General features: G+C 56.4%; 7 protein-coding genes and 5 tRNA genes. All 12 read right to left on the minus strand.

Going from position 1 to position 14,468, the window contains the following annotated elements; genetic code table 11:
* Positions 1 to 27: 27 nt before the first annotated feature.
* A tRNA-Leu gene (locus tag PHX60_RS10830) sits at positions 28 to 119 on the minus strand.
* A gap of 68 nt (positions 120 to 187) precedes the next feature.
* Positions 188 to 263, minus strand: a tRNA-Gly gene (locus tag PHX60_RS10835).
* Between the two features lie 61 nt (positions 264 to 324).
* A tRNA-Cys gene (locus tag PHX60_RS10840) sits at positions 325 to 398 on the minus strand.
* A gap of 50 nt (positions 399 to 448) precedes the next feature.
* Positions 449 to 524, minus strand: a tRNA-Gly gene (locus PHX60_RS10845).
* A 42-nt stretch (positions 525 to 566) separates the two neighbouring features.
* Positions 567 to 3,023, minus strand: coding sequence for an endopeptidase La (lon, locus tag PHX60_RS10850; RefSeq protein WP_300077300.1), 2,457 nt, complete (start codon positions 3,021 to 3,023; stop codon positions 567 to 569).
* Between the two features lie 20 nt (positions 3,024 to 3,043).
* Positions 3,044 to 4,306, minus strand: coding sequence for an ATP-dependent Clp protease ATP-binding subunit ClpX (gene clpX / locus PHX60_RS10855; RefSeq protein WP_300077301.1), 1,263 nt, complete (start codon positions 4,304 to 4,306; stop codon positions 3,044 to 3,046).
* 110 nt (positions 4,307 to 4,416) lie between these two features.
* Positions 4,417 to 5,025: an ATP-dependent Clp endopeptidase proteolytic subunit ClpP gene (clpP, locus tag PHX60_RS10860; protein WP_300077302.1), complete on the minus strand. Its 609-nt coding sequence runs from the start codon at positions 5,023 to 5,025 to the stop codon at positions 4,417 to 4,419.
* Between the two features lie 128 nt (positions 5,026 to 5,153).
* Complete coding sequence (tig, locus tag PHX60_RS10865) at positions 5,154 to 6,464, minus strand: trigger factor (protein WP_300077303.1); 1,311 nt, start codon at positions 6,462 to 6,464, stop codon at positions 5,154 to 5,156.
* 83 nt (positions 6,465 to 6,547) lie between these two features.
* Positions 6,548 to 6,634 (minus strand) — tRNA-Leu (locus tag PHX60_RS10870).
* Between the two features lie 67 nt (positions 6,635 to 6,701).
* Positions 6,702 to 9,914 (minus strand): efflux RND transporter permease subunit, encoded by a 3,213-nt coding sequence (locus PHX60_RS10875; protein WP_300077304.1) that lies wholly within the window; start codon positions 9,912 to 9,914, stop codon positions 6,702 to 6,704.
* 50 nt (positions 9,915 to 9,964) lie between these two features.
* Complete coding sequence (locus PHX60_RS10880) at positions 9,965 to 12,919, minus strand: DNA methyltransferase (RefSeq protein ID WP_300077306.1); 2,955 nt, start codon at positions 12,917 to 12,919, stop codon at positions 9,965 to 9,967.
* A gap of 141 nt (positions 12,920 to 13,060) precedes the next feature.
* Positions 13,061 to 14,404: an NADP-specific glutamate dehydrogenase gene (gene gdhA / locus PHX60_RS10885; RefSeq protein WP_300077308.1), complete on the minus strand. Its 1,344-nt coding sequence runs from the start codon at positions 14,402 to 14,404 to the stop codon at positions 13,061 to 13,063.
* Positions 14,405 to 14,468 lie beyond the last annotated feature (64 nt).

The following is a 14,468-nucleotide window of genomic DNA, read 5'->3' on the forward strand; positions in this document are numbered from 1 at the left end:
GCGATTGCCCTATGCTGCACAGAAAGATGGTGCCTCGAGCCGGAATCGAACCGGCACGCCCCTTTTCAGGAAGCGGCGGATTTTAAGTCCGCAGTGTCTACCAATTTCACCATCGAGGCCGCGTGCTGTGGCATGTACCACAGCCCACAAAATAAAAGGGAAGCGTGGGCTTCCCTTTTATTGTATTTGGAGCGGGATAAGAGGCTCGAACTCTCGACCTATACCTTGGCAAGGTATCGCTCTACCAACTGAGCTAATCCCGCAGAGAACCACATTGTGTGTGGTTTTCAATTATAGCAGAGCTTTTGAAGGCTCTTCCAACTTTGGAGGCGCGGTCCGGAGTCGAACCGGACTAACCGGATTTGCAATCCGGGGCATAACCGCTTTGCTACCGCGCCTCAGTATCCGAATACAAAAGGGAAGCGCTTGCTTCCCTTTTGTGCCAATGTGGAGCGGGATAAGAGGCTCGAACTCTCGACCTATACCTTGGCAAGGTATCGCTCTACCAACTGAGCTAATCCCGCGATTCCGAAATTATAGCAGCATTTTTTGCCTTGCAGGCAAATTTAATGCTTTACGGCACCTTTTCTGCCTCGGCTGCTGGGCGGTGCAATGGCGGCAGCGGCAGCGACGGCGGGCACGGGCGCATCGGCCAGCAAAGCAGGCGGCGCATCGGTGAGGGGCACAGGCTGGCGCTCTAGGGCAATCTCTAGCACCTTGTCAATCCAGCGCACCGGCACAATCTCTAGCCCATTTTTGACGTTGTCTGGAATCTCTTGCAAGTCCTTGACGTTTTCTTCGGGGATGAGTACCGTTTTGATGCCACCGCGCAAAGCGGCCAGCAGTTTTTCTTTCAGGCCACCAATCGCAGTGACTTCGCCGCGCAGGGTGATTTCACCCGTCATGGCGACATCGCCGCGCACCGGAATGCCGGTCAGGGCCGAGACAAAAGCCGTGGTCATGGCGGCACCCGCGCTGGGGCCATCTTTGGGCGTAGCACCATCGGGCACGTGGATATGCACGTCTTTTTTCTCGAAGGCTTCATCGCTAATGCCCAAGGCACGGGCGCGGCTACGCACCACGGTGCGCGCTGTCTCGACCGATTCTTTCATTACATCGCCCAAGGAACCAGTGCGGGTGATAACCCCCTTGCCGGGCATGGTAGCGGCTTCGATGGTGAGTAAATCGCCGCCCACTTCCGTCCAGGCCAGCCCGACCACCTGACCGACTTGGTTTTGTTGCTCGGCACGGCCATAGCTGTATTTACGCACACCCAAATAATCGGCCAAGTTATCGGCATTGACCAACACCGGCGCTTGCAGTTGCTTGAGCTGCAAACCCTTAATGACCTTGCGGCAAATTTTGGACAGCTCGCGCTCTAAGGAGCGCACACCCGCTTCGCGGGTGTAGTAGCGCACGATGTCGCGCACGGCGGACTCGTCGATACCCAGCTCTTCGGCTTTGACACCGTTGTTGCCAAACTGCTTAGGAATCAGGTACTTGGTAGCGATGTTGGTTTTTTCGTCTTCGGTGTAACCCGAGAGGCGAATCACCTCCATGCGATCCAGCAACGCTGGCGGAATGTTCATCGAGTTGGATGTCGCGACAAACATCACATCGCTCAAATCAAAATCGACTTCCACATAGTGGTCAGAAAATTTGTTGTTTTGCTCTGGGTCTAGCACTTCGAGCAGGGCGCTGGACGGGTCACCGCGAAAATCCGTGCCCAGTTTGTCGATTTCATCCAACAAAAACAAGGGGTTGCGCGCCCCAGCTTTGCCCAAACTTTGCAACACTTTGCCCGGCATAGCGCCGATATAGGTGCGACGGTGGCCACGAATTTCGGCTTCATCGCGCATACCGCCCAAGGCCATCCGCACGTATTTGCGCCCAGTGGCTTTGGCAATGGATTGCCCGAGCGAAGTTTTGCCTACGCCCGGTGGCCCGACCAAGCACAAAATCGGGGCCTTGACCTTGTCCACGCGCTGCTGCACTGCAAGGTATTCCAAAATGCGGTCTTTGACCTTGTCGAGGCCGTAATGGTCTTCGTTGAGGACCGCTTCGGCGTTGCCCAAATCGTGTTTGACTTTGGTTTTTTTGCTCCAAGGCAGGCCCGTGAGTACGTCAATGTAGTTGCGTACCACGGTGGCTTCGGCGGACATGGGCGACATCAGTTTGAGCTTTTTCAGCTCGTTTTCGGCTTTTTTGCGCGCTTCCAACGGCATTCTGGCCAGCTGGATTTTTTTGTCCAGCTCTTCTAAGTCGGCACCGTCTTCACCTTCGCCCAGCTCTTTTTGAATCGCCTTGACTTGTTCGTTCAGGTAAAAATCGCGCTGATTTTTTTCCATCTGGCGCTTGACGCGCCCCCGGATTTTTTTATCGACATTGAGGATATCGACTTCGCGGTCCAGCTGCTCGAACAGGTTTTCTAGCCGGTCTTTGATGTCGGACAGGTCTAGCACCGCCTGTTTGTTCTCTAGCTTGAGTGGCAAATGGGCGGCAATGGTATCGGCCAAACGACCAGGGTCTTCGATGTTGGCGATAGAAGTGAGAATTTCGGGCGGGATTTTTTTGTTCAGCTTGACGTATTGGTCAAACTGCTGCATCACCGCACGGCGCAGGGCTTCAATTTCGCTGGGCTTGGCCGCTGTCAACTCCAACTCTACCGGCAACAGTGTGGCAGAAAAATGGGTTTGCACATCCTCAATTTTCTGCACCAAAGCACGCTGCAAGCCTTCTACCAGCACCTTGACGGTGCCATCGGGCAGTTTGAGCATTTGCAAGATGGTAGAGACGCAACCCACCTCGAACATATCGTCCACCGCAGGCTCATCTTTGGCGGCGGCTTTTTGGGCCACCAGCATGATGCGCCGGTCGGCCTCCATCGCCAGCTCTAGTGCTTTGATGCTTTTGGGCCGTCCGACAAACAGCGGGATGACCATGTGGGGAAAAACCACCACATCGCGCAAGGGCAACAGTGGCAGGTCAACGGAAATAGCGGGCAAGGGGGTGTGTCCAGACATGGAAATTCTCAGATCAAGGCTCAAGCTTGCTTGGCAGCTTCGCGATAGACCAGCAGTGGCGGCTTGTTGTCGTCAATGGTCGATTCGTCTAGCACGACTTTATCGACGTTGCTCATGGTGGGCAGGTCGAACATGGTGCCAATCAGGGCTTGCTCCAAAATGGAACGCAGGCCACGCGCACCGGTTTTACGCGCCAAGGCTTTGCGCGCGATGGCTTTGAGGGCCGCCGGGCGGATTTCTAACTCGGCCCCTTCCATCGTGAGCAGTTTGCTGTATTGCTTGACCAGAGCGTTTTTCGGCTCGGTCAGGATTTGCACCAGCGCGTCTTCGCTCAGTTCGGCCAAGGCGGTAACCACCGGCATCCGACCCACCAACTCGGGGATGAGACCGAATTTAATCAAATCTTCGGGTTCAATCTCGGTGAAAACATCTGACAGCGAGCGCTGCTTTTTGCTACGCACCGCTGCGCCAAAACCGATGCCCGAGGCTTCGGTACGGTTCTCAATCACCTTCTCTAAGCCAGCAAAAGCCCCACCGCAGATGAACAGGATGTTGGTGGTGTCAATTTGCAAGAAATCTTGGTTCGGGTGCTTGCGTCCGCCTTGGGGCGGTACGCTGGCCATCGTGCCTTCAATCAGCTTGAGCAGCGCTTGCTGCACGCCTTCGCCCGAGACATCGCGGGTGATGGAGGGGTTGTCGGCCTTGCGCGAGATTTTGTCGATTTCGTCGATATAGACAATGCCACGCTGGGCGCGTTCTACATCGTAATTGCAGCTTTGCAGCAGCTTGGCCACGATGTTTTCCACATCTTCGCCCACATAACCGGCTTCGGTCAGGGTGGTAGCATCGGCCATGACGAAGGGCACATCCAACATGCGCGCCAGCGTTTGCGCCAGCAGTGTTTTGCCCGAGCCGGTGGGGCCAATCAGCAAAATATTGCTTTTGGACAGTTCGACATCGTCTTTGTGCGCCTTGTCTTTGTGGCGCAGGCGCTTGTAGTGGTTATAGACCGCCACGGCCAAGGTGCGCTTGGCGGTTTCTTGGCCAATGACATAGCTGTCGAGGTTGGCTTTGATTTCGGTGGGGGTGGGCAAATCACCGCGCGTCTCACGGCCCGTGTCGGCGGGCAACTCGTCACGGATAATTTCATTGCACAGGTCGATACACTCATCGCAGATGAAGACCGTTGGGCCGGCAATCAGCTTCTTTACCTCGTGCTGGCTTTTGCCACAGAAAGAACAGTAAAGGGGTTTTTCGCTGGGAGAGCCTTTTTTATCGGCCATGGGAGGAATGCCTTGTCTCGAGAATAAAGAAATGAATCGGCGATGATAACCAAACACAAACGGCGTCTTCCCGGTGGGGAAAAACGCCGTGTCTGCTCCAAAGGTTATGCTTAGGAGCGTTTGGCAATCACTTGATCGACCAGACCATAATCTTTGGCCTCGTCTGCCGAGAGGAAGTAGTCGCGTTCGGTGTCGCGCTCGATTTTTTCCAGCGGCTGGCCTGTGCGTTCGGCCAAAATTTTGTTCAATTTTTCGCGCGTTTTCAGGATTTCGCGCGCGTGGATTTCAATTTCGGTGGCTTGGCCTTGCATACCGCCCAAAGGCTGGTGGATCATGACCTTGGAGTTGGGCAAAGAGAATCGCTTGCCCTTGGCACCCGCAGCCAGCAAAAAGGCACCCATGCTGGCGGCCATGCCGGTACACAGCGTGGAGACATCGGGCTTGATGAAGTTCATGGTGTCAAAAATGGCCATGCCTGCACTGACTGAACCGCCGGGCGAGTTGATATAAAACGAGATGTCCTTGTCGGGGTTCTCGCTCTCTAAAAACAGCAATTGGGCTACTACCAAGTTGGCCGAATGGTCGTTGACGGGGCCGACTAAAAAAATCACCCGCTCTTTGAGCAGACGCGAATAAATATCGTAAGACCGTTCGCCACGGCCCGATTGTTCGATGACCATCGGAATCATGCCTAGGCCTTGTGTATCGAGTGCGCTCATTGTGTTCTCCTGTCAGGCGGGTACTGTACCCAGAAACAAATGGGGGCTTGTGCTGGTTTGCACAAGCCCCTAGGATGCCAAAATCACCGGTTTATTTAAGCATAGGCGCGGCGCAATGGCATCGTGGTTCAGCCTTGGCCCATCAGCTCTTCAAAAGCCACGGCCTTGTCGGTGACTTGGGCTTGGCCCAGCACGAAGTCAGAAACGTTGTTTTCGATCACGACGGCCTCGACTTGGGCCAGACGTTGGCGGTCACCAAAGTACCAGCGCACCACTTCTTCGGGTTTTTCGTAGCTGGCGGCCATCTCGTCAATGTGGGCTTTGAGTTGCTCGGGCTTGGCATGCAGCTCGTTGGCGCGCACCAGCTCGGCCACTACCAAGCCCAGACGCACGCGGCGCTCGGCTTGGGGCAGGAATACCTCGGCAGGAATTTCTACCTTGTCGGCATCTTGGATACCGCGTTGCTTGAGGTCGGCCACAGCACCTTCGCGCAGGCGTTCGACTTCGGCCTCGACGCTGGCCTTGGGCAAATCGAGTTCGGCCTTGGACAGCAGCGCATCCATCACGGCTTGCTTGTTGCGTGTCAGTAGGCGGAATTTGACTTCGCGCTCTAGGTTGGCCTTGATGTCGGCGCGCAGACCGTCAATGCTGCCATCGGCAATGCCCAAAGATTTGGCCATCGCTTCGTTGACTTCGGGCAGGTGGGCGGCTTCAATTTTCTTGACCGTGACCAAGAAATCGGCAGTTTTGCCAGCGACATCTTTGCCGTGGTAGTCTTCGGGGAAGGCCAGCGGGAAAGTTTTGCTTTCGCCAACTTTCATGCCACGCACGGCATCTTCAAATTCTTTCAGCATTTGGCCTTCGCCGACCAAAAATTGGAAGTCTTCGGCTTTGCCGCCTTGGAAGGGTTCGCCGTCGAGTTTGCCTTCAAAATCTACCGTGACGCGGTCGCTGTCTTCGGCCGCAGCGTCTTGGGGGCGTTGGGCGAAAGTGCGGCGTTGCTTACGCAGGATGTCAATGGTTTTGTCGATAGCGGCTTCATCGACTTCGGTGGTGAGCTTTTCGACGGTGACTTCGGCCAAGTTGCCAATTTTGACTTCGGGGAAGACTTCAAACACGGCATCAAAGGTCAGTTCGCCTTCGGGGGCACCTTCTTTTTCGCTGATACGGGGCTGGCCAGCGACGCGCAGTTTGGCTTCGTTAGCAGCAGCGGCAAAGGCTTCGCCGACTTTATCGTTGAGGACTTCGTATTGCACCGAGTAGCCATAACGTTGGGCTACCACGCTCAGGGGTACCTTGCCGGGACGGAAGCCGTCCATCTTGACGGTGCGCGCCAGACGCTTGAGGCGGGTTTGCACTTCGGACTCGATGGCGCTGGTGGGCAGGCTCAGCGTGATTTTGCGTTCGAGCTTTTCGAGGGTTTCAACGGTAACGGCCATGACGATTCCTATGGGGGGATTTGAACCTGCCTATGACCGCACCACGGCGCGCGCCAAGAAGAGGCAAGTTTTTACAAAAAGAGTGGTGCGCGGGGGGGGACTCGAACCCCCACACCATTGCTGGCGTCAGGACCTAAACCTGGTGCGTCTACCAATTTCGCCACCCGCGCACTCTTCTAACAAACAGGGCGGCAACGCTAAGCCTACCGCCTGTGTGAAATTGGTGAGTCCGTTATTTTAACCTGTTGGCAAGCCGTTTTGGCGATTTTGCCATAAAGGTTTGGGTTTGTTGACCCTAAAACAGGCGGCGTACAGGGCAGGCAGGCCCAATAAAGTGAGGACGGTGGCCACTATCAGGCCACCCATGATGGCCACGGCCATCGGCCCCCAGAACACACTGCGCGACAGCGGAATCATGGCCAAGACGGCGGCGGCGGCGGTCAACACAATCGGGCGCAAGCGGCGCACGGCGGCTTCGACAATTGCATCCCATGCGGGCACGCCACGGGCGCGGTCTTTTTCGATTTGGTCAATCAAAATCACGGAGTTGCGTTGAATCATGCCCATCAAGGCAATCACGCCCAGCAAGGCGACAAAGCCAAACGGCCGGTCGAGCAGCAATAGCGCCGCTGCCACACCCGCAATGCCCAGCGGACCGGTTAAAAACACCAGCAGCGCGCGGCTAAAACTGTGCAATTGCAGCATCAGCAGGGTGAAGGTGATAAACAGCATGATGGGCACGCCAGCGGCAATCGAGGCCGAACCTTTGGCGCTTTCTTCTACTGCACCCGCGACTTCTAGGCGATAGGCATTTTGGCCCGCAGCGTGCCAGCGCGCTTCTATTTGGCGCAAAGCGGGCAACAGGGCTTGCGTGACGGTAGCGCCCTGCACGCCGGTGGTGACATCGCCTTGCACGGTGATGGCGTAATCGCGGTTTTCGCGCCACAACACGCCCGGCTCCCAAGCAAACACGGGCTTGGCAATTTGCATCAGTGGAATGCTCTGGCCCGACGCGGTGGGCAGGTAGGCATTGGCAATATCGGTGATAAAGCGGCGCTCTTGCTCGGGCTGGCGCAATATGATGTCGATGAGTTTGTCGCCTTCGCGGTATTGGCCAATGCTTACGCCCGATTGCATCACCCTAGAGGCTTGGGCAATGCTTTGGCTGCTCACGCCCAGCGCACGCGCTTTGTCTTGGTCAACTTCTAAGTGCATGGTTTTGATGGATTCGTTCCAGTTGTCATTGACACCGTGCATTTGTGGCGCAGCGCGTAGCACTTCTTTGATTTCATCGGCGCGGGCGCGCAAAATCACCGGGTCTGGCCCCATGACGCGGAACTGCACTGGGTAGGGCACCGGCGGCCCATTGGGTAGCAGTTTGACGCGGCCCCGCACTTCGGGAAACTCGCTGGCCATGATGGCGGGCAGTTGCTCCAGCAAGATAGCGCGCGTCGGCAGGTCTTTGGACATGACGATGAACTGCGACACATTGGTCTGTGGCAATACTTGGTCTAACGGCAGGTAAAAACGCGGCACGCCCGAGCCAATCCACGTGGTCACGCTGGTGATGCCCGGTTGGGCGCGCAGGCGGGTTTCTAGGCGGCGCGTGACTTCTTCATTGCCTGCCATTGAAGTACCTTCAGGAAACCAAGCATCGACCAAAATTTCGGGCCGGTTGGAGTCTGGGAAAAACTGCTGCTGCACCCGGCCCATGCCCAACACACCCAAGGCAAAAATCAGGGCGGTGGCCGCGATGGTGAGCCAACGATGCTCTACGCACCAATAGACTACGCGCCGAAAGGCGGTGTAAAACGGGGTGTCAAACACCTCGTGCGGGTCGGCATGGATGCCTGCGGGTGCGCCGGGGGCAGCGGGTACGGGTTGGATATGCGGTGGCGGCTTGAGAATCAGGGTGCCCAAGTAGGGCACAAAATACACCGACACCACCCAAGATAGCACCAACGCAATCACGGTAACGGCAAAAATGGCAAAGGTGTATTCACCCGTGACCGATTTGGCAATGCCAATCGGCAGAAAACCAGCGGCAGTGATTAAGGTGCCCGTGAGCATGGGCATGGCGGTGGCTTCGTAGGCAAAGGTGGCGGCGCGCAGTTTGTCGTAGCCTTCTTCGAGCTTGAGTACCATCATTTCTACCGCGATGATGGCATCGTCCACCAGCAAGCCCAGCGCAATGATGAGCGAGCCTAAGGATATTTTGTGCAGCCCGATGTTCCAGTACCACATGGCCAAAAAGGTGATGGCCAACACCAGCGGGATGGTGATGCCCACCACCAAGCCGGGCCGGGGGTCGAGCGTCCAGCGTTGCCACCAACGCTGGGGGCTGGGGCGGCGGTGCAGGCCCAAGCTGATAAAACTGACCAGCAGCACAATCAGCACCGCTTCTATCAGCACTTTGACGAATTCATTCACCGAATCGGCCACGGCTTGGGGTTGGTCTTGCACATTGACCAGGCGCACTCCGGCAGGCAGTTGTTTGGCCAGCACATCGGCGGTTTGGCGCAAGGCTTGGCCCAAGGCGATGATGTCGCCGCCCTTGGCCATAGAGACACCCAAAGCAATCACTTCTTGGCCTTGGTGGCGCACTTTGACATTAGGCGGGTCCACATAGCCACGCCGTACCTCGGCAATATCACCCAAGCGCAATTGCCGCCCGGAGGCCCCCCGAATCGGCATGGCTTGCAGCTCCTCTGGGGCATTGAACTGACCGGCCACGCGCACTTGGATTTGGTCTTGCGGGGTTTGCACGGCACCGGCATTTTCGACGGCATTTTGCTGACCGAGTTGGGCCAAGACAGCGTTCAGGTCTAGCCCGAGTTGGGACAGGCGCTTTTGCGAAATTTCGACAAACAGTTTTTCATCCTGCACGCCAAACAGCTCTACTTTGGCCACATCGGGCACGCGCAACAGTTGTTGGCGCACCTCGTCGGCAAAGACTTTGAGTTCTGCCGGGCTGAAGCCCTCGGCCTCTAGTGCGTAAATCACGCCATAGACATCGCCAAAATCGTCGTTAAAAAATGGCCCCTGCACCCCTTGGGGCAGGGTGTAGCGCATATCGGCAATTTTTTTGCGTACCGTGTACCAAACCTGCGCGACTTGGTTGGCGGGCGAGGAGTCTTTAATCTGAAAGATGATTTGCGACTCGCCGGGCTTGGAGTAGCTGCGAATTTTGTCGGCATAGGGCACTTCTTGCAGCGTGCGCTCTAGCTTGTCGGTGACTTGCTCGGCCACTTGCTGCGCGGTGGCGCCCGGCCACAGGGTACGCACCACCATGACGCGGAAGGTAAATGGTGGGTCTTCGTCTTGCCCCAGCTGAAAATAGGCCGCAAAGCCGAGCAGCATCAGCACAATCATCAGGTAGCGCGTCAGTGCTGGGTGGTCTAGCGCCCATTGGGACAGGTTAAAGCCCGGAGCGGGGGGAGGAGCAGTCATAAAAAAGAAAAAATAAGCAGGGTAGCGGCCAGCGCACCCCCCAGTGCCAGTTAATCGGAGGCGGCTTGGCTGCGTGCCAGATTGAGGGCCAACAAGCGGCGCAAAATTTCTTCGTCGGGCATCTCTGGCGTGTAGTCTGTCCAACCATAAGCCGCCGCCACGGCGGCATCGAGTTGCGCGTGCGCGGCGGCCAGCCATGCGGGGCGTTGGTTGTAGAGTTTGGTCAGGGTGCGCTGGGCCAGCTCTTTTTCAAAACCGGGCAGCGGCAGGATGCGCTCGGGGTAGGGCGATTGTGCCAAGCCCAGCGGCACCACTTCGGGCAGGCGCTGTGTCCATTGCGGCGGGTGGAGCCAGCCTTGGCGCAGGGTATCGAGGCGCTGCGCGGCTTGGGCGATGGCGCTGGCTGCTGCGCGCACCGCTGGCGCTGTTAAATCTGCCGGAATGTATGCGCCATCGGCCAGCGCTTCGGTGCGCTGGTGCGCGGTGTCTTGGGGCGTGAGGCCGGGCGGGAAGGGGAAGGTTTCAAAGCAGGTGGTGGGGGTGTAGCGCGGGTCGTTGCCTACGCCTAAAAAGGTACACATCCGCAAAGACCACAGTTCATGAAAACGGCTGTGCAAAATGCCCAAGGTGGTGTCATCGGCGCGGGCGATGGCCAAGGTGGCTTGGTCTGCTAAAACCGCGCTGTGCATCCAAACAAAAATGCGGTATTTAGCGACGGCTGCCGTAATAATAAAGCGTGGTAAATTGGCCAAAGCGACACGCATTCCTGGCCTGGCTTCTGCGTGTCGCCACCAAAACTTTCGATAAGATTCGCGATTATTTGTTTCTCGTAAAGGTTTAACTTCTTTAGACACATAAGAAAATGGCGCTTCAAATAATGAAGCATCTGCCTCTGACATTTTCGTGCCAAAATCCACAATCCAACGGTCACCCCAGCGGCGATTGAGGTCAATGCCATTGCATAAGGGGCGTACCACTTCGGCATTTGATTGCTGATGTGGATTGGGCAAAGCCAACCAACTTCTGGCGGTATCGCCATCAATATCAAAGGGGGCTTTTTTCGATGCTCCCATAAAGCAGGTGCCAGCAGCTTCTGGCAAAATTACCGCCGTAGTCAAATTAGTGCTTGCAATTTCTGAACTTTCTGCACTGTTGCCCGTAAGGTCAGGATGGATACTATGAACCTCCGTTCCGTTCAGAGTAGCTCCTAATTCATCACCAAAACACACCAGAGACACCCGAACCGCTGCGCCATTGTTAATCCAAGGTTCATCGCTCCAAGCCTCAAAAATCCGGCTATTGGTACAAATTGCTTCTAATACCTTGCGATTGGCTCCGCCTCGGATAGAATTGGTGGTGACCAATCCAGCACGTTTCAACTGACCCGCCTCTATTTGTGCGCGCGCCTTATCAAACCAATAACAAACCAAATCTGCGCCACTGGGTACGCGCTTATCGTAAACGGTTTTCAGCGCTTCAAAATAAGCACCACCCAGTTCACCCCGCTTTTTACTGCCACCCAAAAACGGCGGATTGCCAATCACTACGTCGGCCAGCGGCCAAGCCGCTTCTGTCACGGTGTTTGTGCCAAAATGGAGCAAGGCATCGCGGCATTCGATATGCTCCAAGGCTTCCAGCACCGGGTTCATCTTAAATTCATAACCGTGCGCCAAACGCCATTGCAACTCCCCAATCCACACCGTCACACGCGCCAACTCAGCGGCATATTCGTTCAGCTCAATCCCCAATACATTGTGTGGCCCGGTTACCAAATCGGCCTCACGCTCTAAACCCAGTGTGGTGGCTTCTAGGTGACTGTGGTGTTCTACGTCTTTCAGGCATTTGAGCGCTAAAAACAAAAAATTGCCACTACCGCAGGCTGGGTCTAGGGCGCGGTAATTTTTTAGCATATCCAACCACTGCACAAAACGCGCTTGGGCCGCGCGATAATGTTTATCGCCCTTTTTCTTGAAAGGGGCCATCAGGGTTTTAATTTCTTGCGCTACCACTTGCCACTGGCGCAGCAGCGGGCGGCGAATCACCGGGTCGATAATGCGCTCAATGGTGGCCGGGTCGGTATAGTGTGCGCCCAATTGGCTACGTTTGGCCGGGTCTAGGCCACGCTCAAACAAGGTGCCAAAAATGGATACATCAATCGCGCTCCAATTGAGTTGCGCGGCGCGGCGCAGTTCTAACACATCGGGCGCGGTCAAGGCCGGAACGTGAATGGTTTGAAACAAGCCGCCGTTAAACCACGGAATATCCGCCACGCCAAACAAACCGCCGTTTTGCATGGCACCAAACAGTTGTTCTAAGCCTTGGCCCAAGCGTTCAGGGGCAATTTTTTGGTTATTGACCAAACGCTCAAACATACGGTCGGGCAGCAAACCTACATCTTCGGCAAAAAAGCAAAACAAGCATTGGGTTAAAAAATGCGCTACCGCGTTGGCATCGCCTGCGCCGCGCTGGCGCAAGCCTTCGGCCAGAGTGGCAAAACTGCGCGCGGCGGCTTCGGTAATGTCGCGGTTGGTTTGGCGCGGTTTGAAGCTCTCGGGGGCCGTCCAAATGCGGCGTAGCAGGGCGCGCTTTTCGGGCTGGTCTAGCTCCTCAATCTCTATGGTGTGCGTTTGGCTGGGGTGGCCGGTAAACTGGGTGTGAATGCGAATGGTGAGACGGTCCGACACCACCAGCAGCGGTGGATTGGCCAGCGCCAAGCTGTAACTGAGCAACTGCTTGAGCGCGGCATCCAGATTTTTGCCGGGGGCTTTGTTCTCCCAAGCAAACACGCCACGCAGCGATACGTCGGCATAGCCGGTTTTGCCGCCAATAATGTAGCTTTTTTCTTCAAACAAGTAGCCCGCAGCGCTGCCGGGCTTGGGCACGTCCAGCAGCTCGCACAAATCCAAAAAATGGCTTTGTGCGCCTTGTTCTTCGTTCAGGCCATAGGCCGGGCCGGGTACGCCGCCGGGCGCGCCCCATTTGGTGATGAAATCTTGGGGGGTCATAAAGACGGTCGGCATCCATAGACAAACTATTAGGCCAGTCTAGCCTATGCCCGCCCCAAGGCGCTAACTCCACATGGGCAAAAGCCCCAGACTCTATCTGCATAGAGTTGGGGCGAGCAGCCGAAATTTACCTAGGGCGTTTTAGAGTACGCCTTGGCCCAACATGGCATCAGCCACTTTGACAAAGCCAGCTACGTTAGCGCCGTCAATGTAGCTCACGCTGCCATCGGCACGCTGGCCGTATTGCAGGCAAGCGGCATGGATGCCTTGCATGATGCCCAGCAGGCGGGCATCGACTTCTTCACGCGTCCAGCTTAGGCGCAGGGCGTTTTGGCTCATTTCGAGGCCAGAGGTGGCGACGCCACCGGCGTTAGAAGCCTTGCCGGGTGCGTACAACACACCAGCAGCTTCAAAAGCCTTGGCCGCTTCGATGGTGGAGGGCATGTTGGCCCCTTCGGCCACGCAAACCACGCCATTGGCAATCAAGGTCTTGGCATCGGCTTCGTCCAACTCGTTTTGGGTAGCGCAGGGCAGCGCCACATCCACCTTGACACCCCAAGGGCGCACGCCGGGCAGGAATTCGGCACCCACCTTGGCGGCATAGTCGCTGGCGCGGCCATACTGGTTGTTCTTGATGTCCATCAGGATGGCCAGCTTCTCGGGGGTGAAACCGGCTTGGTCCACCACGGTGCCGCCCGAATCGGACACGGTAATGACTTTGGCACCCAACTGCATGGCCTTCTCGACCGCGTATTGGGCTACGTTGCCCGAACCCGACACCGACACCGTCAGGCCAGCAAACGACTTGCCACGCACTTTGAGCATTTCGTCGGCAAAATACACGGTGCCGTAGCCAGTGGCTTCGGGGCGAATCAGGGAGCCGCCAAAGCTAATGCCCTTGCCGGTGAACACACAGTCGGCACGGTTGGCCAGCTTTTTGTACATACCAGCGATAAAGCCCACTTCGCGGCCACCAACGCCAATATCACCGGCGGGCACATCGGTATCTGCGCCCACATGGCGGAACAGCTCGGAAGCAAAGGCTTGGCAGAAACGCATGATTTCGCCTTGGCTCTTGCCCTTGGGGTCAAAGTCGGAGCCACCCTTGCCACCGCCCATCGGCAGGGTGGTCAGGGCGTTTTTGAAGGTTTGCTCAAACGCCAAGAACTTGAGTACCGACAGGTTGACCGAGGGATGGAAGCGCAGGCCGCCCTTGTAGGGGCCAATCGCCATGTTGTGCTGAATGCGGTAGCCCTTGTTGACGTGGACTTGGCCTTGGTCATCCACCCAGCTGACGCGGAACATGATGACGCGCTCAGGCTCGACCAAACGCTCCAGCAAACCGAACTCGGCGTACTTGGGGTTTTTTTCGATGAAGGGCCACAGGCTTTCCATGACCTCGGTCACGGCTTGCAAAAATTCAGGCTGGCCGGGGTTGCGCTGGGCGACTTGTTCAAGGAATTGGCCGACGGACTGGTACTTCATGTTAAAAAACCTTTGGCTGAAAAAGAACGTTGCATTATTTGAGTGCAACATTATGTCAAAAAGT

The sequence above is a fragment of the Giesbergeria sp. genome (genome assembly GCF_028686475.1).
Lineage (GTDB): Bacteria > Pseudomonadota > Gammaproteobacteria > Burkholderiales > Burkholderiaceae_C > Simplicispira.